Origin of the sequence: Pseudomonas oryzae (genome assembly GCF_900104805.1) — a bacterium.
Lineage (GTDB): Bacteria > Pseudomonadota > Gammaproteobacteria > Pseudomonadales > Pseudomonadaceae > Geopseudomonas > Geopseudomonas oryzae.
The window spans coordinates 828,242-848,935 of record NZ_LT629751.1; the positions used below are offsets into that span (position 1 = coordinate 828,242).

The following is a 20,694-nucleotide window of genomic DNA, read 5'->3' on the forward strand; positions in this document are numbered from 1 at the left end:
CGGGGGCTGTCTTTTGGTTTGTCATATGTTTTTAAATGTATTTGGGCGGAAAGTCTACTCCCTTGATCTGGCCCGGGGACCGGCGGTGTCTGCACCCCCGCCGGTTGCCCCGGCCGCTCAGTGACGGAGCGGCGCCCCTTCAGTGCTTGACCATCACATGGCGGATGGCGGTGTAGTCCTCGAGGCCGTACATGGACATGTCCTTGCCGTAGCCGGAGAGTTTCATGCCGCCGTGCGGCATCTCGCTGACCAGCATGAAGTGGGTGTTCACCCAGGTGCAGCCGTACTGCAGGCGGGCGGCCATGCGGTGCGCGCGGCCGATGTCGGCGGTCCATACCGAGGAGGCCAGGCCGTAGTCGGAGTCGTTGGCGAAAGCCAGCGCCTGGGCCTCGTCGTCGAACGCGGTGACCGAGACGACCGGGCCGAACACTTCACGGCGGACGATCTCGTCGTCCTGGCGGGCGCCGGCGAGCAGCGTGGGCTCGAAGAAGAAACCGGGGCCTTCGACCTTGTTGCCGCCGGTGACCACGCGGATGTGCGGCTGGGCCTTGGCGCGCTCGACGAAGCCGGCGACGCGCTCGAGATGCGCCGCGGTGATCACCGGGCCGAGTTCGGTGTCTTCCTCGTCCTGCAGGCCGTACCTGATGCTGCTGACCGCCTCGCCCAGGCGGGCGACGAACTTCTCGTAGATGCCCTGCTGGGCGTAGATGCGGCAGGCCGCGGTGCAGTCCTGGCCGGCGTTGTAGAAGCCGAAGGTGCGGATGCCCTCCACCGCGGCGTCGATGTCGGCATCGTCGAAGATGATCACCGGGGCCTTGCCGCCCAGCTCCATGTGCATGCGCTTAACGCTGTCGGCGGTGCTGGAGATGATGTTCACCCCGGTGGCGATCGAGCCGGTCAGCGACACCATGCGCACCTTCGGATGATTGGTCAGCGGCGCGCCGACGCTGGGGCCGCGGCCGAACACCAGGTTGACCACCCCGGCCGGGAAGATCCCGGCGACCAGCTCGGCCAGGCGCAGCGCGGTCAGCGGGGTCTGCTCGGACGGCTTGAGCACCACGCAGTTGCCGGCAGCCAGGGCCGGGGCCAGTTTCCAGGCGGCCATCATCAGCGGGTAGTTCCACGGCGCGATGGAGGCGACCACGCCGACCGGGTCGCGGCGGATCATCGAGGTGTGCCCCGGCAGGTACTCGCCGGCCGCCGAACCCTGCAGGCAGCGCACCGCACCGGCGAAGAAGCGGAACACGTCGGCGATGGCCGGCAGTTCGTCGTTGAGCGCGGCCGCGTAGGGCTTGCCGCAGTTGCGCGACTCCAGGCGGGCCAGCTCCTCGGCGTGGGCGTCGATGACGTCGGCGACCTGCAGCAGCGCCGCCGCGCGCTCCTTTGGCGGGGTCTGCGACCAGGCCGGGAAGGCCGCCTCGGCGGCGTTCACCGCGGCATCCACCTGCTCTGCGCTGGCTTCGGGGATTTCGGCGACCGGGCTGCCGAGCGCCGGGTCGAGGATGGTCTGGATGGGGCCGAGGCCGGCGACCAGCTGGCCGTTGATCAGCAGTTTGGTTTGCATCGTGGTCATCTCTCTCTGTGAGTCGTACATGCCCTGAGGCGTGGGTCCGTCGTGCCCCAGGCCAGCTCGTCGAAGCACCCGGCGAGGATGGCCTGGCCCTGCTCCAGCTGGGTGGCCGGGATGGTGATCGGCATCTGGAAGCGGATCACGTTGTAGTGGGTGCCGCAGGACAGCAGGATCAGGCCCTTGTCGCGCGCGCGGCGATGATCGGGTGGATCTGGCTGACGCCGCGGGCGACGGCGGCCTGGCGTCGTTGCAGCAGGGAGGCGTTGGTCTGGCTCATGGTCTTTCTCGTTGCCGGTATGAGTGGAAGCGGACTGGCTCAGATGGCCAGGCACAGGTACTTGATCTCGAGGTAGTCCTCGATGCCGTACTTGGAGCCCTCGCGGCCGAGGCCGGAGGCCTTCATGCCGCCGAACGGCGCCACCTCGGTGGAGATGATTCCGGTGTTGATGCCGACGATGCCGTACTCCAGCGCCTCGGCAACGCGGAACACCCGGCCCAGGTCGCGGGCGTAGAAGTAGGCGGCCAGGCCGAACTCGGTGTCGTTGGACATGGCGATCACTTCGGCCTCGTCCCTGAAGCGGAACAGCGGCGCCAGGGGGCCGAAGGTTTCCTCGCGGGCCACCTTGGCCCCGGCGGGGACGTCGACCAGGATGGTCGGCGCGAAGAAGTTGCCGCCCAGCGCCTGGCCGCCGGCGAGCAGGCGGGCGCCCTTGCCGAGGGCGTCGTCGATGTGCTCGCGGACCTTGGCCACCGCCTTGCCGTCGATCAGCGGGCCGGTGGTGACACCTTGCTCCAGGCCGTTGCCGACCTTCAGGCGGGCCACGGCGGCGCGGAGCTTCTCGGCGAAGGCGTCGTAGACGCCGTCCTGCACGTACAGGCGGTTGGCGCACACGCAGGTCTGCCCGGCGTTGCGGTACTTGGAGGCCAGCGCCCCCTCGACGGCGGCGTCGAGGTCGGCATCGTCGAAGACGATGAAGGGCGCGTTGCCGCCGAGCTCCAGCGACACCTTCTTGATGTCCCTGGCGCACTCGGCCATCAGCTGGCGGCCGATCTCGGTCGAGCCGGTGAAGGTCAGCTTGCGCACCAGCGGGTTGCCGGTCAGCTCGGCGCCGACCTCCGCGGCCGAGCCGGTGACCACGTTGAACACCCCGGCGGGGATGCCGGCGCGCTGGGCCAGTTCGGCCAGGGCGAGGGCGGAGAAGGGCGTCTGCGAGGCCGGCTTGAGCACCATGGTGCAACCGGCGGCCAGCGCCGGGCCGGCCTTGCGGGTGATCATCGCGCTGGGGAAGTTCCACGGGGTGATCGCCGCGGTGACGCCGATCGGCTGCTTGAGCACCAGCAGGCGCTTGTCGGACTGGTGGCCGGGGATGCTGTCGCCGTACACGCGCTTGGCCTCCTCGGCGAACCATTCGAGGAAGGACGCGGCATAGAGGATCTCGCCGCGCGCCTCGGCCAGCGGCTTGCCCTGTTCGAGGGTCATCAGCCGGGCCAGGTCCTCCTGGTTCTCGAGCATCAGTTCATACCAGCGGCGCAGCTTGCCGGCGCGCTCCTTGGCGGTCAGGGCGCGCCAGGCGGGCAGGGCACGGTCGGCAGCCTCGATGGCGCGCCGCGTTTCGCTGGCGCCCATGCGCGGGACCTGGCCGAGGCGTTCGCCATCGGCCGGATTTTCGACCGCAATGGTGCGGCCGTCGTCCGCGTCCAGCCACTGGCCATCGATGAACGCCTGCTGGCGGAAGAGGACTGGGTCGTTCAGGTGCATGGCGGACTCCTGGCAGGTGAAGGCGGTGAGGAAAATACTAAATGTTATGAAACCATATCTTATGTTTTTATGAATGCCAATACCCATGGCGAAGGCGACTGAACCGGCCCTTGCGGGGCTGCCCATGGTGTGATGCCGGTGGGCGATTCAGTCGACGCCGGCAAATAAATTCGCTGCGCAGGGCAAAAAGGGCATTGAAAGATATGAAACCATATTTTAAATTCAAGCCGTCCCAACCCGATGCCGCAGCGGCGAACCGCGCGGCCGGGCGCTGCGGTCGCTGCCAGGAGACTGGCGCGTCGTGACCGCAGCCAACTTCAATCCCCATCGGAGGTGGCGCATGACTGCCAGCGTTAGCAACCTGCTCGAATCGGCTCCCTATCTCGACGTCGCTGACCCGGCGTTCTCCATCCGCTCGCGGGCCGTCATGGAGGCGCGCGAGAAAAGCTGGTTCGCCCGTACCCCCTACGGCATCGCCATCCTGCGCTACGACGAGGTCAACAACCTGATCCGCGACCAGCGCCTGCGCCAGGGCAGCTACGCCTGGCCGGCGCACAACAAGGCCACCGGCAGCTTCGCCGAGTGGTGGGTGCGCATGCTGCTGAGCCGCGAGGGGGCCGATCATTCGCGTCTGCGCCGGCTGGCCAACCCGGCCTTCGCGCCCAAGCTGGTGCGCAAGCTGACCCCGGACTTCCAGAACATGGCCAGCGCGCTGATCGACGGCTTCATCGCTGATGGCCAATGCGATTTCGTCAGCCAGTTCGCCGAGCCCTACGCCACCCAGGTGATCTGCAGCCTGCTCGGCCTGCCGACCAGCGAGTGGCGCGCGCTGGCCGAGCTGGCCTCCGACATGGGCCTGGCCCTGGGCGTGACCTTCAAGCAGGACGAGGCGCGCATCAATGCGGCGACCGACAAGCTGGTCGCCTATGCGATGCAGGCGGTGGAGAAGGTCAAGCAGCAGGGGCTGGGCGACGACTTCCTCAGCGCGCTGGTCAAGGCCAACGCCGAGGACAAGTCGGCGCTGAGCGACCAGGAGCTGTACGACATGATCGTGCTGGCGATCTTCGGCGGCATCGATACCACCCGCAACCAGATCTCCCTGGCGATGGACACCTTCCTGCAGCATCCCGAACAGTGGAAGCTGCTCGGCGAGCAGCCGGAGCTGGCGCGCGCGGCGGTGGAGGAGGTGATGCGCGTGCGTCCGACCGTGACCTGGGTGACCCGCGAGGCGCTGGAGGACTTCACCTTCCAGGGGTTGGAGATCGCCAAGGGCACCACCGTGCACCTGTTCAGCCAGGCGGCCGGCACCGACCCGCGGGTGTTCGACAATCCCGGGTTCGACATCACCGCCAAGCGCCAGCCGCACTTCGGCTTCGGTGCCGGCGCCCACCACTGCATCGGCCACTTCATCGCCCGCGGCGACATGACCGAGGCGCTGGCCCTGCTCGCCCAGCGGGTCAGGAATCCGGCCTACAACGGCGAGTCGAACTGGCTGCCGGACAGCGGCAACACCGGGCCGCTCAGCCTGCCGATCAAGTTCGATCCGGAGGCCTGAGCCATGGCCAGTCCTACCGTCGCGATAGTCGGCTCCGGCCCCTCGGGCTGCTACCTGGCGCAGGCGCTGCGCAAGGCCTGGCCGGATGCCGAGATCAGCGTCCTCGACCGGCTGCCGGTGCCCTACGGGCTGGTGCGCTACGGCGTGGCGCCCGACCATCCGGGCACCAAGGCGGTCACCCGGCAGTTCGACCGGCTGTTCGAGCGCGAGAACATCCGCTTCGTCGGCAACCTGGAGATCGGCCGCGATCTCGCCCTCGATGAGCTGCGTGGCGCCTGTGATGTCGTGGTGCTGGCCACCGGGCTGTACGGCGACCGGCGCCTGGGCGTGCCCGGCGACGATCTCGAGCGCGTGCATGGCGCCGGTCGGCTGACCCGCTTCTTCAACGACCATCCCGACGAGGTCGGGCTGGCGCCGCGCTTCGGTCAGCGCACGGCGATAGTCGGCAACGGCAACGTGGCCATCGACCTGCTGCGCCTGCTGGCCAAGTCGGCGGACGAGTTCGCCGGCTCGGACATCTCCGAGACAGTGCTGGCGCATCTGGCCGGCGAGCGGCCGCAGACCATCCACATCGTCGGCCGCTCGCCGGCGATGCTGGCCAAGTTCGACACCGTGATGCTGCGCGAGCTGGGCAAGCTGCGGGACGTGACCTTCGCCCTGGGCGAGGGCGCACTGCTGCACGCGGAGGAGGGGGATGCCGCCAAGCTGGGCGCCCTGCGGGAGCTGCTCGAGCGCCCGGTAACCGGGGCGCGCCAGGTAGTGTTCCACTTCGGCTGGGAGCCTGAACGGGTGCACGGCGCCAGCGGCGTCGAGGGCATCGCCTTCGTCCGGCAGGGCGGCGAGCGCCTGGAACTGGCGGTCGACAGCGTGCTGACCGCCATCGGCTTTGCCGAGGATGCCGGCGGCGCGCTGCGTCGCGACAGCCTGTCCGGCGCCGTCGCCGAACTCGACGCCGGCTGCCTCGACCACGGCCTGTACTGCGCCGGCTGGTATCGCCGCGGCCCGCGCGGAACCATCCCGGAGAACCGCGCCGATGCCCGCAGGGTGGCCGACGCCATCATCCAGGCGGTGAGCGACGGCAGGCTGACCGTGGGCAAGCCGGGCTTCGCCAGCCTGGGGGCGGCATTCGCCGGGCCGCGGGTGGCCTACGAAGGCTGGAAGCGCATCGACGCATTCGAGCTCGAACAGGCGCCGGCGGACCGCCAGCGCCGCAAGATCCGCACGATTTCCGACATGCTGCGCATCGCGCAGCCCTGAATGCAATGGAGTTCCCGAGATGAAAACCACCATCCTGTTCGGTACCGAAACCGGCAATGCGGAAATGGTCGCCGAGGACCTCGGCGAGGCGCTCCAGGGCGAGCTGGACGTGGTCGTGCGCGACATGTCCGGCTTCACCGTCGACGAGTTCGCGGCGGACACCTTCTATCTGGTGGTCTGCTCGACCTATGGCGACGGCGAACTGCCCGGCTCGGCGCAGCCGCTGTTCGACGCCCTGGACGGCGAGTGCCCGGACCTGTCCGGCGTGCGTTTCGCCGCCTTCGGCCTGGGCGACAGCTTCTATGCCACCTTCAACAACGGCAGCCAGATCATCGCCGACAAGCTGATCGAGCTGGGCGCCAGCCAGGTTGGCGAGCGTGGCCAGCACGATGCCTCCAGCGGCGAGCTGCCCGGCGACGTGGCGCTGGCCTGGGTGAAGACGGTGCTCGCCCAGATCTGAAATCATGGTCCCGAACGGGCGTCGCCGGTGGCGACGCCTGCCCCACGAACAAGGAACACTTCCATGACCGACCAGCCCCTGAATCTGTGCATCATCGAGAACGGCCTCACGCCGCCCGATCTGCAAGAGACCTTCGGCAGCTATCCGCAGATGATCGAGCGCTGGCTGGCGCCGCAGCTGCCCGGCGCCCGTTTCACCTACGTCTCGCCGGTGAGCGGCGGGCCGCTGCCCGACCCGGAGGCGTTCGACGGCTATCTGTTGTCCGGTTCCAGGCACAGCTGCTACGAGGGCCTGCCCTGGATGCAGGCGCTGATCGATTTCCTCGGTCAGCTGCGTGAGATGGAGCGGCCGGTATTCGGTATCTGCTTCGGCCACCAGATCATGGCCGATGCCTTCGGCGGGCGCACCGTGCGCGCCGCGAACGGCTGGGGCGTGGGCGCGCAGCTGTACCGCTACGCAGCGGAGCAGGCCCCCTCGGCGGGCGCCGCGCTGATCTTCCATCAGGACCAGGTTCGCGAGCTGCCGCCCGAGGCGCGCTGCATCGGCGGTTCCGAGCACTGCCCGCACGGTGTGCTGGCCTACCGTTTCCCGGCATTGTCGGTGCAGTTCCATCCGGAGTTCACCCCGGACTACATCCGCGCCCTGACCGAGAAGTACCGCGGCAGCCTGCTGCCCGAGGCGATCGCCAGCCAGGCGCTGGCCAGCCTGCAACAGCACGAGGTCGACAGCACGCGCATCGCCCGCTGGGTCGCCGAGTTCTTCCGCGCCAACGTGCGCACCGCCGTGCCGGCCTGATTTCCGGTCGTCCTTTTGGCGCGCGCCCCCTCGCGGGTTGCGCGCCTTTTTTTCGTCTGCACGTTAGAGGGGCGTGTGGCAGGGAGTAGCGAGGCAAGCAGGCGCCCCCGCAACCAGGCGGGGGCGCCGGGGATCACAGCTTGATCCAGGTGGCCTTGATCTCGGTGTACTTGTCGAAGGCGTGCAGTGACTTGTCGCGGCCGTTGCCCGACTGCTTGAAGCCGCCGAACGGCGCGGTCATGTCGCCGCCGTTGTACTGGTTGACCCACACGCTGCCGGCGCGCAGCGCCCGCGAGGCCTGGTGCGCCTTGGACAGGCTGGCGGTCCAGATCGCCGCGGCCAGGCCGTAGGGGCTGTCGTTGGCGATGCGGATGGCCTCGTCGAGGTCGTCGAAGGCAATCACCGACAGCACCGGGCCGAAGATCTCCTCGCGGGCGATGCGCATGGCGTTGCTCACCCCATCGAACAGGGTCGGTTCCACGTAGGTGCCGCCGGTTTCCTCCAGCACCTGGCGGCCGCCGCAGCGCAGCTGCGCGCCCTCGGCGCTGCCGGCGGCGATGTAGCCGAGCACGGTATCGAGCTGCTGGCGGTCGACCACGGCGCCGACGCGGGTGTCCGGGTCCAGCGGATGGCCGGGGCGCCAGGCGGCGAGCGCCTCGACCACCATGGGCACGAAGCGCTCCTGGATCGAGCGCTCGACCAGCAGGCGCGAGCCGGCGACGCACACCTCGCCCTGGTTGAAGGCGATGGCCGCGGCGGCGGCCTCGGCGGCGGCGCGCAGGTCGGGGGCATCGGCGCAGACGATGTTCGGACTCTTGCCGCCGGCCTCCAGCCAGACGCGCTTCATGTTCGATTCGCCGGCATACACCATCAGTTGCTTGGCGATGCGGGTGGAGCCGGTGAACACCAGGCAGTCGACGTCCATGTGCAGGGCCAGCGCCTTGCCGACGGTGTGGCCGTAGCCGGGCAGCACGTTGAGCACCCCGGCGGGAATGCCGGCGTCGACCGCCAGCTGGGCGATGCGGATGGCGCTCAGCGGCGATTTCTCCGAAGGCTTGAGGATCACCGAGTTGCCGGTGGCCAGCGCCGGTCCCAGCTTCCAGCAGGCCATCATCAGCGGGAAGTTCCACGGCACGATCGCGGCGACTACGCCGATCGGCTCGCGGGTGACCAGGCCGAGCTCGTCGTGCCCGGTGGGCGCCACCTCGTCGTACACCTTGTCGATGGCCTCGCCGCTCCAGCGGATGGCGCGTGCCGCGCCAGGCACGTCGATCGCCAGGGCATCGCCGATCGGCTTGCCCATGTCGAGCGTCTCGAGCAGGGCCAGCTCCTCGGCATGCGCTTCGAGCAGATCGGCGAAGCGCAACATCGCAGCCTTGCGGCGGGTCGGCGCCAGGCGGGACCAGACGCCTGCCTCGAAGGCGGCACGGGCGGCCTGCACGGCGAGGTCGGCATCGGCGGCGTCGCAGCTGGCCACCTCGGCCAGCTGGCGACCGTCGATAGGGCTGAGGCAGGCGAAGGTCCGGCCGTCGGCGGCGGGCTGGTAGCGACCGGCGATGAAGGCGCGCGACTCGATGGCGAGCCGGCTGGCGCGCTGTTCCCAGTCGGCGCGGGTGAGCTTGGTCATGGGGTGTCCTCGGTGTGGGCGGGTAGGGGAAGTCAGAGGCTGTCGAGGTATTCGCGCAGTAGCAGGCTGCAGCGCGCGCGGTTGGCCGGTTCGCGCTCGGCGATCTCGGCGCGCATGCGCTCGGGCAGGTCGCCGGCGGTGGCGAGGAAGCGCTGGCCTTCCTCGCTGCATTGCCAGTAGTCGATCCAGGTATCGAACATTTCCGGGGTGATTTCCGGGTGGAACTGCACCCCCATGGCCTTGCCCTGGCGATAGGCCTGCGCCGCCAGGTCGGTGCGGCCGAGCAGGGTGGCGCCCGGCGGCGGGGTGAAGGCGTCGAAGTGGAAGTTCAGCCAGGGGCCCTCATGGGCGCCGCTACGCTCCACGGCCTGCACCGGCGTCCAGCCGATCTCCGGCTGGCTGTTGCGGTACACCTCGCCACCGAGGGCGCGGGCCAGCAACTGGCTGCCGAAGCAGATGCCGAGTGTCGGGCAGCCGCGCTGCTGGACGGCCCTCAGCCAGGCCAGCTCTTCTGGCAGCCAGGGCAGGCGGTGGTCGTAGGCGGACTCCGGGCTGCCCATCACCACCAGCAGGTCGAGCTGCTGCGGATCGGGCAGGCCGCGAGTGATGGGAACGACCTCCAGGTTCAGGCCGTGGCTGGCGAACAGCTCCGGCAGGCTGCCGGCCGAGTCGGTCTCGGCATGGATGATGGCGACGGCACGGGTGGACTGCATGGGGATGCTACCTCTGAGTCAGGCACTAAACATGTGAAACCATATCTCATATTGCTTTTGCTGCCAATTGGACTGCCTGACTGGGTCGGATGAGGCTGTGAACGACGCCCTGGAGCGGCAGGTTCCGCCTGGGATGGCAGGTTTGCGGGGCGCGGAGAGATTTTTCGTTGCCCTCTTGAAAGATATGAAACCATATCTTAAATTGATTTCGACGCTGCGGCATGACCAGTCGCCGTAGCCCAGCCAGTCCCCTCTTTGCTTCGCCGGCACGCAGAGTGCCTCGGGAGAGCCAGATGACAGCGTTAGACCTGCACCGCGAACTGAACACCAGCTCCAGCGCCGCCGCGGACCTTGCCGCGAAAATCCGTGAGTCGGGTGTCGAGTACATCTATTACCAGGTGGTCACCCTGTCCGGCCGCGTGCTGGCCAAGGTGGTGCCGGCCAAGCACCTGCTGCGCAACCTGGAGAAGGGCGTGCAGTTCCACCGCACCGCACTCACCGACCTGCAGACCACCCGCTCCGGCGTGCTGCTCGGTGGCGGCGCCCAGGCTGCCGAGTTCACCGCGATCCCGGATATCGCCAGCTTCAACGTGCTGCCGTGGGATCGCTCGATCGGCGCCTTCTTCTGCCGCCTCTACGAGCCGGACCACCGTCCCGAAGTCGGCGGCCAGCCGCTGGCCACCGATGCGCGGGGCAATCTGTATCGCGCCCATGACGAGTTCACCCGCGAGACCGGCCTGCGCCTGAAGTCCGGCTGCGAACCGGAGATGTCCTGGCTCGGCGAGAAGCTGGAAGTGCAGGTGCGCACCGGCGCCAGCCCCGCCTACCACCTGGGCAACCTCGAGCTGATGCGGCCGATCTTCAAGAAGGTCATGGAGTACTCCATCGCCATGGGCCTGGACATGATCGAGGGCGACTACGAGGATCCGGGCCAGCTCGAACTGAACTGGATGTTCGACTCCTGCGAGCTGACCGCCGACCGCCTGCTCACCTACCGCATGATCTGCCGCCAGGTGGCGCGCGAGTTCGGCGTGATCGCCAGCTTCATGCCCAAGCCGAGCACCGGCTCGATGGGCAACGGCTGTCACCACAACGTCAGCCTGTGGCGCGGCGAGCAGAACGTCTTCGCCGAAGCCGGTCGCCGCGAGCTGCACCTCACCGACATCGGCCTGCACGCCCTGGGCGGCATGCTCCACCACGCGCCGGCCTCGATGATGGTGATGGCCTCCACCGTCAACTCCTACAAGCGCTTCTGGGACACCGGCCTGTTCGCGCCGACCCGCATCAACTGGGGCATGGACAACAAGACCTGCACCGTGCGCCTGTCGGCCAACGGTCGCCTGGAGTACAAGCTGCCCGATGCCAGCGTGAACCCCTACCTGTCCCACGCGCTGCTGCTCGCCGCCATGCGCGACGGTCTGCAGAACCGCATCGACCCGGGCCCCTCCGAGAGCAAGGACAGCTATGCCGGTGGTGGCACCGCGGCGCGCCTGCCGCTGACCCTCGGCGAGGCGGTGAACGCCTTCGACCAGAGCGAGGTGATGCGCGCGGCCCTGCCCGAGGAGATGAGCCAGCTGTACCGCGACCTGAAGGCCGATGAATGGGCCCGTGCCTGCGGCGCGGTGACCGACTGGGAGCGCAAGATGTATCTGGAGTACCTGCCGTGAGCGACGCAATGAACGAACTGCGAGTGATCTGCGCCGACCTGCCGGCCCCGCCGTTGTTCTGGCGCGACGGGCTGGGCGAGCGGCACGGCTACGAGGCCGACGTGGCGCGCCTGCTGGCGCAGGTCATGGGGCTGCGGGTGCGCTGGGAATATCGCAACTGGGCGGACTTCTATCCCGCGCTGCAGGCCGGGGAGGGCGACCTCGTCCTCTGCGGCCAGGGGATTTCCGAGTACCGCAAGACCCTGGCCGACTTCACCGCGCCCTATGCGGTGTTCGACGAGTCGATCATGGTGCTGCGCGGCAGCCCGGTGCGTGCGCCGGCCGACCTGCGCGGCAAGCGGGTCGGCGCCATCGCCAACAGCCTCAACATGGCCCTGGCGGAAACCTTCGAAGGGGCGATCTGCGTGCCGTTCGGCGGCGACAGCGACGACGTGATGGGCGACATGGTCAAGGCGCTGCGCGCCGGCAGCATCGACGCGATGGTCGACGACGACGTGGCGCTGGTGCCGCTGGCCGAGGAGAAGGATCTGGCCATCGCCTTCACCGTGCCGACCCGCAACCGCTGGGGCATCGCCGTGGCCAAGTCGCGGCCGGAGTTCCGCGCCCGGGTCGACGCCGCACTCGCCGAGGTGATCGCCGACGGCAGGCTCGAGCAGGTATGGCGCAAGTGGATGCCCTCACTGGCCTACCCCTTCGCCTGAGCAGCTTCGGCCGCAATACCCGCACTGGACCGCCCGGCTTTGCTGGCGCGGTCCTTTTTTATTCATTGAATAATCCGATGTTACAGGTATTAATGCTCCTCATGCGGTCAACTTTGCTAAATTAGCGCCATTGCGCATGGGCGCCCGCTGTCCGACCGGGCAGCGTTCGACCCTGCGACCTCTTGGAACAGGTGATCTATGAGTGCTGTCAGCAAGGCCAATGCTGCTGGTTTCATCCGTCTGCGTCAGGAAGGACGCACCGAGGAAGTGGTGCGCCGGCTGATCGAAGTGATCGATCTGGGTTTGCTTGCCGAAGGCGAGCAGCTGCCCAGCGAGAGTGAGCTGGCCATGCAGCTCGGCGTGGCCACCGTGACCCTGCGCGAAGCGCTGGCGGTGCTGCGTCAGCGTGGCCTGATCGAGACCCGCCGCGGCCGCAATGGCGGCAGCTTCATCTGCGCCCCGGTCGAGATGCCGGAGGACTTCCTGCTGCAGCGCCTCGAGGAGATGAGCGCGCTGGAGTTGCGCGATCTCGGCGACGAGATGATGGCCATCTCCGGCATGGCGGCACGTCTGGCCGCGCAGCGCTCCGCCCCGGAGCACCATGAGCGTCTGTTGCACTATGTCGAGGCGCTGGGCATGGCGAGCAGCCGTCTCGAGCGCCGGCGCGCCGATGCACGCTTCCATATCGAGATCGCGGTGGCAGCCCAGTCGGTTCGACTGACGCATGCGGAAATGCAGCTGCAGGCCGAACTGGGCGAACTGCTGTGGATCCAGGCGGACGGCGTTGCCGACGCCGCGGCCATTCAGCAGGAGCACCGCACCATTCTCGATGCCCTGGTGGCAGGCGATGCCAACCTGGCCGGGGCGCTGGCCGAGGCGCACGTCGCCCGCGGTATCAAGCGGCTCGCCAACCTGCGATTGTCCTTGCTGGCTGCTGGCGACGAGAACGAGTGATGGCATACGACTTGCAAAAAATCCGCAAAGGCTGCCTGCCGTGTAGTCGTGAGTAGCAGTTTCACGCTATCACTGGCGGCGCTCTTCGGAATAACAACAAGAAGAAACAAAGACCTTAGTGCGAGGTGCATCGTGTCGATCCAGCCCAATCTTCAACCCCTGCAGGCCTGTGCGCAGCGGATCAACGCTTCGATTGGTAACGTTTTTGCCCAGCTGAACCAGCTCGTCGATGGGGTCTGCACCTTGTGGGAAGCTGCCGAGGCGGAGGGACGACAGCCATGTTCTCGCGACCTCGAAATATTGCGTCCGAAGATCGATGCCCACCTCCTGGAGTCCCGTTCCTGCGCCTATGGCGCCGGCGTGGTGCTCGAGCCTGGCGTGCTGGCCGACCAGGAAATGTATCTCGAGTGGCGCCGCCTCGTCGGTCAGCAGAAAACCGTGCCGCTGCGGCTCAACTTCAACCAGCGCAGCGAAAACTTCTACAACTATCTGGACATGCCCTGGTTCCGCGTGCCGCGCGAGACTGGCAGAAGCACGGTCGCCAGTCCCTACGTGGATCTGTATGGCTCCGACATGTACGTGATGACCTTCACCACGCCGATCATCGTCGCTGGCCGGTTCATCGGCGTGGCTGGCGCCGATGTGCCCCTGCACAGCTTCGAGCGTGTATTGGCGCGTAGCCTGGTACGCCTCGAGCAGGATGCGCTGGTGCTGTCCGCCGATGGTCGTGTGATCGCCTCCAACACCGCCGACTGGAGTGTCGGCGAGCTGGCCCGTGAGTTGCTGGCCAACGCAAACGGCACTTGCTCGGTGCTGAAGCTGAGCGAGATGGCTACCTGGTCGCTGGTCTGCCTGCCGAGTTGCCGTCGCATGGCAGCTGCCTGAGCAATTGCCCTTAATGCCGGCGTCCTGTGGGGGACGCCGGTTGCCTCGTCATTCGCTGCCGCGGGCATGATCATCGCAGGAGGAGGCGAACGCCAGCCTGCAGCGCACGACCTCGTCTGAATGATGGCCGGATGCCCATCGTCAATAACCGATGCGAGAGCCTGGTGCGCCCGGTCTGGAGCGCTCGAGCTGGCGTTTGCCGGAGGGCGATGCGTCCCGGCGCTGGAGGGATCAGTGGCTCGTGCCAAAGTCTGCGAGCAGTTGCAGTATCCACTGCGGGGCCAGGCGGGAAAAGCTGGGGCAGGTGCTCGGCAGAATGCTTGTCATGGCAACCTCCACTCGGTAAGGGGCTGGAATGCGCGTCGAGTGCTCATTCTCAAGCTGTATAGATATAAAATATGAAAGTATATTTTATGTCAAGGAGGGCTGCCCCAAGATGCACCCGATGGACTGTTGCGGTAGAGCTTGCTCAGGTCCGATCACACCCGATTCCAACCTGTCTAGGACTGCTTTGGTGAGCAGGTCTTCAATCATGGTTGTCCTTCTGGCGGTTCTTGCAGTCCTGTGAGGTTGGAGCAGCCGGATCCGGCTAGATTGCGCTCGATGGCGGACGCGGCGTTCAGGCAGGGTAACCAGCCAGTCACCGCCTGAAGTCCCTCCACCGCATGCGCGACACGGCCGTCAGAGCAGCATGGCCGGCAAGCCGTGCTGTGGCGGGATCAGGCAACCTTCGGCAGATGGCGCTGCGCTACAGGCCTCGGCCGGCTGGCTGCCCAGGCGGCTTTCATAGTTGCCGCCGAAAACCATCACCAGGCTGACGACCAGCGCGCCGGCCAGCCAGACATAGCCATCGATGCTCATGACACGACTCCTCTGTCTGCTCTTGTTGTTGGCGGAGGCTGTGCGGTCCGTGCGCTTGCAGGCGGCGCCATTGGCGGTGCGTCGGAGTCCTGCGTGGTCTTGCGACACGGTTCCTGTCATGGCTCAGCTTAGCCCGCACCCGGCGGTGGTTGTATTCAGGAAAACCGAATGATCCGTTCGCTTTAACCGGACCGTGGTAGGCTCGCTTTTGGCTTCCCTCGGCTGCTTCATGGCGTGCGCGGCAGTAATCGAGACCGGGAACGCGGCATCCACCATCTTGCAACTTAACTGAACAACCCCTTCGCCCCGGCTGCCTGTCATCCCCGCCGTCCCCTGCAAATAATCCGGCCCAAAAGGTCAGCGGATTCGAGGAAGGGGACCATGCAGGATTTCGATGTCATAGTGATCGGCGGGGGCAACGCGGGGCTGTGTGCGGCGCTTTCGGCCCGCGAGCAGGGCGCGCGGGTGGCGCTGCTGGAGCGCGCCCCGGAGGAGATGCGCGGTGGCAACTCGGCGCACACCGGCGGCGCCTTCCGCGTCGCCTATCGCGGGGTGGACGACCTGCGCCAGCTGATGCCCGACCTGCTCGACAGCGAGATCGAGAGCAGCGACTTCGGCAGCTACACCCAGGACGACTTCTACGGCGAGCTGGCCGCGCAGAGCCAGTACCGCGCCGACCCGGAAGTGCTCGACACCGTGGTCAGCCAGAGCCTCGATACCCTGGGCTGGATGACCCGCCAGGGCGTGCGCTTCATGCCGATCTACGGCCGCCAGGCGTTCAAGGTCGACGGCAAGTACAAGTTCTGGGGTGGCCTCACCGTTGAGGTGTCCGGCGGCGGCCTGGGCCTGGTCGAGGCGCTGATGCGCCGCGCCGAGCTCAGTGGCGTCGAGCTGCACTACGCCTGCCGCGCGCAGCGAATCGGCCGCGCCGACGGCCGCTGGCAGGTCGAGTGCGCCGACGGCCGGCGCTTTTCCGCCGCCGGGCTGATCCTCGCCACCGGCGGTTTCCACGCCAACCTCGAATGGCGCGCCAAGTACCTGGGGCCGGGCTGGGATCTGGCCAAGGTGCGCGGCTCGCGCTTCAACACCGGCGACGGCATCCGCATGGCCATGGACGTCGGCGCGGTGGCCCACGGCAACTGGTCGGGCTGCCACGCGGTGTTCTACGACGTCAACGCCCCCGAGCTGGGCGATCTCGACCTGCTCAACATGCAGAAGAACTACTTCCACCTCGGCGTGGTGGTCAACGCCGACGGCAAGCGCTTCGTCGACGAGGGCCTGGATTTTCGCAACTACACCTACTCGGGGATGGGCGCCAAGGTCCTGCAGCAGCCGGGCGGCGTCGCCTGGCAGCTGTTCGACCAGCACAGCGAGCACCTGCTGCCCGACGAATACCGCGTCCGCCACGCCACCCGCATCCAGGCCGACAGCCTCGAGGAACTGGCCGGCAAGCTCGAAGGCGTCAACGTCAACGCGCTGCTCGACACCCTCAGGGAATACAACGCCGCCGTGCGCCGCGAGGTGCCGTTCAACCCGGCGGTGCGCGACGGCCGCTCGACCCAGGGTCTGGCGATTCCCAAGTCGAACTGGGCCAACCCGCTGGAGCGCGGCCCCTTCGTCGCCTACGCGGTGACCTGCGGTATCACCTTCACCTTCGGCGGCCTCAAGGTGAACAGCGGGGCGCAGGTGATCGACGAGGACGGCCAGCCGATCCCCGGCCTGTACGCCGCCGGCGAGCTGGTCGGCAACCTCTACTACGTCAAGTACGCCGGCGGCGCCGGCCTCACCTCGGGTTCGGTGCTCGGCCGCATCGCCGGCGCCGCGGCCGCTGCCCAACGCTAAAAGGACATCCCATGACCATCCGCATCTGGCACCAGAGCTTCACCGTGCTCAGCGACCTCGGCGCCTACGACGCCGCCCTGCGCGCCCACTTCAGGAAGGTCGCCCGGCCTGACACGGTGATCGACATGCACGGCATGCAGCCGGGCACCTACCGCACCAATTACCCGGGCGACGACATCAAGTACGCCGCCATCCAGTACCTGCACGGCCTGCAGTTCATTGCCGCCGGCCTCAACGCCGAGCAGCAGGGCTACGACGCCTACGCCATCAGCACCCTGCCGGAGCCGGCGCTGCGCGAGATCCGCAGCCTGCTCGGCATTCCGGTGGTCGGCTACGGCGAGGCGGCGATGCTCACCGCCTGCACCCTCGGCCGCCGGTTCGGCGTCCTGGTGTTCATCGACGAGCTGGCCGAACTGGTCACCGACAACGCCCAGCGCCACGGCCTCGGCCAGCGCCTGGCCGGAGTGCGCCACGTCGGCTTCCGCTTCGCCGACGTGCTGGCCGCGTTCAGCGATCCGGCCTCCCTGATCGACCGCTTCCGCACCGCCGCCCGCGCGCTGATCGCCGCCGGCGCCGAGGTGATCATCCCCGGCGAGGCGCCGCTCAACGTGCTGCTCGCCACCCACGGCATCAGCGAGGTGGACGGCGTGCCGGTGCTCGACTCGCTCGGCGCCTGGATCAAGCAGGCCGAATCGATGGTCGACCTGCAGCGCGCCAACGGCACCCGCACCTGCAACCGCGGCTACTTCTCCGCCCAGCCCGACCCCGAGCGGGTGCGCGAGATCTTCGCCTTCTATGGCCTGGGCCAGCGTTTTCTCGAGCCGCGCTGAGGAGTGACGAACATGAGCGAGATCCTGAATACCCAACTGCTGGTGATCGGCGGCGGCCTGGCCGGCTTCGCCGCCGCCCTGAGCGCCGCCGAGGCGGGCGTCGACGTGCTGCTGCTGGAGAAGACCGCCGCCACCGGCGGCAGTTCGGCGATGAGCGGCGGCTGCCTGGCCTTCGCCGGCACCGACCTGCAGCGCGAGCGCGGCATCGAGGACTCCTCCGCGCTGCTCCATCGCGACCTGATCGAGGTCGGCAAGGGCGAGTGCGACGAGGCGCTGGTGCGCGCCTACGCCGATAATCAGCTGGCCACCTACGAATGGCTCAAGGCCCACGGCGTGGCGTTCCAGCCGGTGATCGAGACCGCCTCCGGGCAGTCGGTGCCGCGCGTGCACAACGTCGACCCGGCCGACATGGTGCGCCAGCTGGAGCTGGCCGCCCTCAAGACCGGCAAGGTCGAGGTGCTGCGCAACACCCGCGCCCGCCGCCTGCTGCGCAGCGCCGCCGGGCGGGTGATCGGCGCCAGCGCCGAGCGTGACGGCCAACTGCTGGAGATCCGCGCCACGCGCGGGGTGATCCTCGCCTGCGGCGGCTTCGTCCACGACCGCGAGCTGATCCACCGCTTCGCCCCGCTGTACGACAACGCCGTGTTCATCGGCGGCGAGGGCAACGAAGGCGACGGCCTGCGCATGGCCTGGGCGCTGGGCGCTGACCTGCGCGACATGGTCCACATCAAGGGCACCTTCGGCAAACACCCGATGGACGAGAACAACCACCACGCCTGCCTGGCCGTGTACAAGGGCGCCATCGCGGTCAACCAGGAGGGCCGCCGCTACGTCGACGAGTCGCTGTCCTACAAGCTGCTCGGCGACGCCTGCATGCAGCAGTCCTACGGCGTGACCTACCAGATCCTCGACCGCGACATCATGGAAAGCGGCGACGACCGCGTGCGCATCCTCGACTTCGAGCGCCGCCTGGAGGAAGGCCTGTTCGTCGAGGCCGACAGCCTGGAGCAGCTCGCCAGGCTGCTGGAGCTGCCGGTCGACGACTTCCTCGCCGAGGTGGCCGCCTACAACGCCGCGGTCGAGGCGGGCGAGACCCCGGCCTTCGGCCGCCGCCACCTGGTCCACCAGCACGGCGCGCTGCGCACCATCGCCCGCCTGCCGTTCTACGCCTACCCGTCCACCGCCGCGGTGTTCGGCACCTACTGCGGCGTCAAGGTGGATGCGCAGATGCGCGTGCACGACGTGTTCGGCGCGCCCATCGACGGCCTGCTGGCCGCCGGCGAGATGGTCGGCGGGCTGCACGGCGCCGCCTACATGACCGGCTCGGCGCTGGGCAAGGCGGCGATCTTCGGCCGTCTGGCCGCCGCCACCGCTTGCCACGGCTGAAGGGGGAAGGGCCGATGAACATCCTGGTACTGCTGGCCGGCGTGGCCGACAACCGCTACCCGCTGCACGACATCCGCATCGACGCCGCCGGGCTGATCGAGGAGAGCGGCCAGTCGCGCCGCCAGCTCGGCCCGTTCGACGAGGGCGCCCTGGAGCTGGCGCTCAAGCTGCGCGATGCCCGCGAGGACTGCCGCATCGAGGTGCTGGTGCTCGGCGGCAGCAACAACGACAACCTGCTGCGCAGCGTCGCCGCCTTCAAGCCCGACCGCCTGCGCCTGCTCGACCTGCAGCCGTGCCGGCCCTGGGACGCGCGCCTGAGCGCCGCGCAGATCGCCGGGCTGATCGGCGAGGAAGGCACACCCGACCTGCTGCTGATCGGCCGCGAGTTCGGCGACCTCGACGAGGGCAGCCTGCCGGTGCTGCTCGCCGCGCGCCTCGGCCTGCCGCTGTTCGCCCTGGCCCAGTACGCCGAATGGCAGGACGGCCGCGTGCGCCTGCTGCGCGAGCGCGGCATCCGTCAGCAGTGGCATGCCGTCGCCGGCCCGCTGCTGGCCACGGTGACCAACGACCGGCGCAACAAGCTGCGCCACCCGCTGATGAAGAACGTGATGCTGGCCAAGAAGATGACCTTCGACAGCGTGACCGCCAGCGCGGCGGAGGACAGCAGCGTCCTGCTCGACAACCTGGCGCCGGCCCGCGAAGTGCAGCGCGGCGGCCAGTGCCGGCTGCTCGATGGCGACGTGTCGAGCCAGGCCCGCGCGCTGGCCGGCTACCTGCGTGGCGAAACAGAGGAGAATGCGGCATGAGCGCACCACTTAAGACACGCGAGATTCTGGCCCTGATCCCCCTGGCCTGGGGCGAGGACGCCCTCGACATGACCCTCGGCGCCGCCCAGCGGGTGGCCGCCGACGCCGGCCTCGGCTTCGCCGCGCTGCTGCTTGGCAGCGCCGGCAGCGAGGAGGGCGCCCGCCGCGCGGCCGCCGCCGGCGCCGCGCGCATCTGCCTGGCTGCGCATGCCAGCCTGGCGCTCGACGCCGAACCCTCCGCCCTGGCGCTGGCCGGCGCCGACGCGGTGCGCCAGCAGCCCGAAGCCGCGCAGCGCCTGCTGCTGGTGCCGCCGGGCGCCGACGGGGAGGAACTGGCCGCCCACTTGGCGGCAGAGCTGGATGCTCAGCCCCTCGGCCGCTGCAGCGCCCTGCGCTGGACTGCCGACGGTCTTGAGGCCGAACGCGCCACCTGGGGCGGCCGCCTGCGTCTGGGCATGACCCTCGCCAGCGGCAGCGCCGTCGCCTGCCTGCGCCTGGGCAAGGCCGAAGCGGTCGCCAGCTCCGAGCCGCCGTGCGAGCGCCTGGAACTGGCTACCCTCCTGCCCGCGCCGCTGGCGGTGGAGGAGAGCACCAGCGGCCAGCGCCTGCCGCCGGTGGAGAGCGCGCGCATCGTGGTTTCAGGTGGCCGCGGGGTCAACGAACAGGGCTTCGCCCTGCTCGAGGAGCTGGCCGAACGCCTGGACGGCAGCCTCGGCGGCAGCCTGCCGGCGGTCGACGCCGGCATGGTGCCGGTGGTGCGCCAGGTCGGCGTGTCCGGCAAGTTCGTCAGCCCGGACATCTACCTCGCCGTCGGCATCTCCGGCACCCCGCAGCACCTCGCCGGCATCAGCCCGGACACCCGCATCGTCGCCATCAACAAGGACCCGGCGGCGGACATCTTCAAGGTCGCCAGCGTCGGCGTGGTGGGGGATTGGGAGCAGGTGTTGCCGGAGTTGTTGAGGGTGGTGGGGGAGGGGCGAGCAGCCGCGTCATGAGGCTTGAGGTGTTGGTGGGGACGCCAGGAGG

General features: G+C 68.4%; 18 protein-coding genes and 1 pseudogene. 13 read left to right on the top strand and 6 right to left on the bottom strand.

Features of this window, described 5'->3' with window-relative positions:
• Positions 1-139 precede the first annotated feature (139 nt).
• The 3 genes and pseudogenes from BLT78_RS03875 to gabD all read right to left on the bottom strand — a co-directional run bounded on the left by BLT78_RS03875 (position 140) and on the right by gabD (position 3,329).
• Entirely contained in the window at positions 140-1,564 is a 1,425-nt protein-coding gene (locus BLT78_RS03875) for a gamma-aminobutyraldehyde dehydrogenase (RefSeq protein WP_090352122.1), read from the bottom strand.
• A gap of 5 nt (positions 1,565-1,569) precedes the next feature.
• Positions 1,570-1,764 (bottom strand): annotated as a pseudogene (locus BLT78_RS03880) (hypothetical protein); the annotation flags it as partial.
• A 122-nt stretch (positions 1,765-1,886) separates the two neighbouring features.
• A complete protein-coding gene (gabD, locus tag BLT78_RS03885; protein ID WP_090347706.1) occupies positions 1,887-3,329 on the bottom strand; it encodes an NADP-dependent succinate-semialdehyde dehydrogenase in 1,443 nt (480 codons plus the stop codon).
• A 340-nt stretch (positions 3,330-3,669) separates the two neighbouring features.
• Between gabD and BLT78_RS03890 the strand changes: the two genes are divergently transcribed.
• The 4 genes from BLT78_RS03890 to BLT78_RS03905 all read left to right on the top strand — a co-directional run bounded on the left by BLT78_RS03890 (position 3,670) and on the right by BLT78_RS03905 (position 7,396).
• On the top strand, positions 3,670-4,884 hold the full coding sequence (locus BLT78_RS03890; protein ID WP_090347707.1) for a cytochrome P450: 1,215 nt from the start codon (positions 3,670-3,672) through the stop codon (positions 4,882-4,884).
• Between the two features lie 3 nt (positions 4,885-4,887).
• Positions 4,888-6,141: an FAD-dependent oxidoreductase gene (locus BLT78_RS03895; protein WP_090347708.1), complete on the top strand. Its 1,254-nt coding sequence runs from the start codon at positions 4,888-4,890 to the stop codon at positions 6,139-6,141.
• A gap of 19 nt (positions 6,142-6,160) precedes the next feature.
• The gene (locus BLT78_RS03900) at positions 6,161-6,601 is read left to right on the top strand and encodes a flavodoxin domain-containing protein (RefSeq protein ID WP_090347709.1); all 441 of its coding nucleotides are present in this window, start codon (positions 6,161-6,163) and stop codon (positions 6,599-6,601) included.
• A 63-nt stretch (positions 6,602-6,664) separates the two neighbouring features.
• Positions 6,665-7,396, top strand: coding sequence for a type 1 glutamine amidotransferase (locus BLT78_RS03905; protein WP_090347710.1), 732 nt, complete (start codon positions 6,665-6,667; stop codon positions 7,394-7,396).
• 133 nt (positions 7,397-7,529) lie between these two features.
• Here the strand turns inward: BLT78_RS03905 and BLT78_RS03910 are convergent, their stop codons facing one another.
• Both BLT78_RS03910 and BLT78_RS03915 read right to left on the bottom strand, forming a co-directional pair.
• Positions 7,530-9,023, bottom strand: coding sequence for an aldehyde dehydrogenase (locus BLT78_RS03910; RefSeq protein WP_090347711.1), 1,494 nt, complete (start codon positions 9,021-9,023; stop codon positions 7,530-7,532).
• A gap of 32 nt (positions 9,024-9,055) precedes the next feature.
• On the bottom strand, positions 9,056-9,736 hold the full coding sequence (locus BLT78_RS03915) for a type 1 glutamine amidotransferase (protein ID WP_090347712.1): 681 nt from the start codon (positions 9,734-9,736) through the stop codon (positions 9,056-9,058).
• A gap of 293 nt (positions 9,737-10,029) precedes the next feature.
• Here BLT78_RS03915 and BLT78_RS03920 point away from each other — a divergent pair, with 293 nt between their 5' ends.
• The 4 genes from BLT78_RS03920 (at position 10,030) to BLT78_RS03935 (ending at position 13,943) form a co-directional block, all read left to right on the top strand.
• The gene (locus BLT78_RS03920) at positions 10,030-11,403 is read left to right on the top strand and encodes a glutamine synthetase family protein (RefSeq protein WP_090347713.1); all 1,374 of its coding nucleotides are present in this window, start codon (positions 10,030-10,032) and stop codon (positions 11,401-11,403) included.
• Positions 11,400-12,104, top strand: a complete 705-nt coding sequence (locus BLT78_RS03925; RefSeq protein ID WP_231975689.1) for a substrate-binding periplasmic protein — start codon at positions 11,400-11,402, stop codon at positions 12,102-12,104. Before BLT78_RS03920 ends, BLT78_RS03925 begins: the two co-directional genes overlap by 4 nt.
• Positions 12,105-12,302: 198 nt before the next feature.
• Complete coding sequence (locus tag BLT78_RS03930; RefSeq protein ID WP_090347715.1) at positions 12,303-13,058, top strand: FadR/GntR family transcriptional regulator; 756 nt, start codon at positions 12,303-12,305, stop codon at positions 13,056-13,058.
• A gap of 132 nt (positions 13,059-13,190) precedes the next feature.
• Entirely contained in the window at positions 13,191-13,943 is a 753-nt protein-coding gene (locus BLT78_RS03935) for a cache domain-containing protein (RefSeq protein WP_090347716.1), read from the top strand.
• Positions 13,944-14,624: 681 nt separating this feature from the next.
• Here the strand turns inward: BLT78_RS03935 and BLT78_RS03940 are convergent.
• The gene (locus tag BLT78_RS03940; RefSeq protein ID WP_090347717.1) at positions 14,625-14,804 is read right to left on the bottom strand and encodes a hypothetical protein; all 180 of its coding nucleotides are present in this window, start codon (positions 14,802-14,804) and stop codon (positions 14,625-14,627) included.
• Positions 14,805-15,185: 381 nt separating this feature from the next.
• Here BLT78_RS03940 and tcuA point away from each other — a divergent pair, with 381 nt between their 5' ends.
• The 5 genes from tcuA to BLT78_RS03965 are packed head-to-tail and all read left to right on the top strand — an operon-like array spanning position 15,186 to position 20,663.
• Entirely contained in the window at positions 15,186-16,646 is a 1,461-nt protein-coding gene (gene tcuA, locus BLT78_RS03945) for an FAD-dependent tricarballylate dehydrogenase TcuA (RefSeq protein ID WP_090347718.1), read from the top strand.
• 11 nt (positions 16,647-16,657) lie between these two features.
• Entirely contained in the window at positions 16,658-17,476 is an 819-nt protein-coding gene (locus BLT78_RS03950; RefSeq protein ID WP_090347719.1) for an aspartate/glutamate racemase family protein, read from the top strand.
• A gap of 12 nt (positions 17,477-17,488) precedes the next feature.
• Entirely contained in the window at positions 17,489-18,862 is a 1,374-nt protein-coding gene (locus BLT78_RS03955) for an FAD-dependent oxidoreductase (protein ID WP_090347720.1), read from the top strand.
• Positions 18,863-18,876: 14 nt separating this feature from the next.
• On the top strand, positions 18,877-19,668 hold the full coding sequence (locus BLT78_RS03960; RefSeq protein WP_090347721.1) for an electron transfer flavoprotein subunit beta/FixA family protein: 792 nt from the start codon (positions 18,877-18,879) through the stop codon (positions 19,666-19,668).
• Positions 19,665-20,663 carry an electron transfer flavoprotein subunit alpha/FixB family protein gene (locus BLT78_RS03965; protein WP_090347722.1) on the top strand — a complete coding sequence of 333 codons (999 nt, stop codon included), beginning with the start codon at positions 19,665-19,667 and terminating at the stop codon, positions 20,661-20,663. The genes BLT78_RS03960 and BLT78_RS03965 overlap by 4 nt, the downstream gene beginning before the upstream one ends.
• Positions 20,664-20,694: the final 31 nt, after the last annotated feature.

Excerpts from the sequence above, each read along its gene's own strand:
- BLT78_RS03915 (WP_090347712.1), bottom strand. The coding sequence starts at position 9,736 with ATGCAGTCCACCCGTGCCGTCGCCATCATCCATGCCGAGACCGACTCG.
- BLT78_RS03890 (WP_090347707.1), top strand. The coding sequence starts at position 3,670 with ATGACTGCCAGCGTTAGCAACCTGCTCGAATCGGCTCCCTATCTCGAC.
- BLT78_RS03965 (WP_090347722.1), top strand. The coding sequence starts at position 19,665 with ATGAGCGCACCACTTAAGACACGCGAGATTCTGGCCCTGATCCCCCTG.
- BLT78_RS03875 (WP_090352122.1), bottom strand. The coding sequence starts at position 1,564 with ATGCAAACCAAACTGCTGATCAACGGCCAGCTGGTCGCCGGCCTCGGC.
- BLT78_RS03940 (WP_090347717.1), bottom strand. The coding sequence starts at position 14,804 with ATGAGCATCGATGGCTATGTCTGGCTGGCCGGCGCGCTGGTCGTCAGC.
- BLT78_RS03950 (WP_090347719.1), top strand. The coding sequence starts at position 16,658 with ATGACCATCCGCATCTGGCACCAGAGCTTCACCGTGCTCAGCGACCTC.
- BLT78_RS03960 (WP_090347721.1), top strand. The coding sequence starts at position 18,877 with ATGAACATCCTGGTACTGCTGGCCGGCGTGGCCGACAACCGCTACCCG.
- BLT78_RS03895 (WP_090347708.1), top strand. The coding sequence starts at position 4,888 with ATGGCCAGTCCTACCGTCGCGATAGTCGGCTCCGGCCCCTCGGGCTGC.
- BLT78_RS03910 (WP_090347711.1), bottom strand. The coding sequence starts at position 9,023 with ATGACCAAGCTCACCCGCGCCGACTGGGAACAGCGCGCCAGCCGGCTC.
- tcuA (WP_090347718.1), top strand. The coding sequence starts at position 15,186 with ATGCAGGATTTCGATGTCATAGTGATCGGCGGGGGCAACGCGGGGCTG.
- gabD (WP_090347706.1), bottom strand. The coding sequence starts at position 3,329 with ATGCACCTGAACGACCCAGTCCTCTTCCGCCAGCAGGCGTTCATCGAT.
- BLT78_RS03900 (WP_090347709.1), top strand. The coding sequence starts at position 6,161 with ATGAAAACCACCATCCTGTTCGGTACCGAAACCGGCAATGCGGAAATG.
- BLT78_RS03920 (WP_090347713.1), top strand. The coding sequence starts at position 10,030 with ATGACAGCGTTAGACCTGCACCGCGAACTGAACACCAGCTCCAGCGCC.
- BLT78_RS03930 (WP_090347715.1), top strand. The coding sequence starts at position 12,303 with ATGAGTGCTGTCAGCAAGGCCAATGCTGCTGGTTTCATCCGTCTGCGT.
- BLT78_RS03905 (WP_090347710.1), top strand. The coding sequence starts at position 6,665 with ATGACCGACCAGCCCCTGAATCTGTGCATCATCGAGAACGGCCTCACG.
- BLT78_RS03955 (WP_090347720.1), top strand. The coding sequence starts at position 17,489 with ATGAGCGAGATCCTGAATACCCAACTGCTGGTGATCGGCGGCGGCCTG.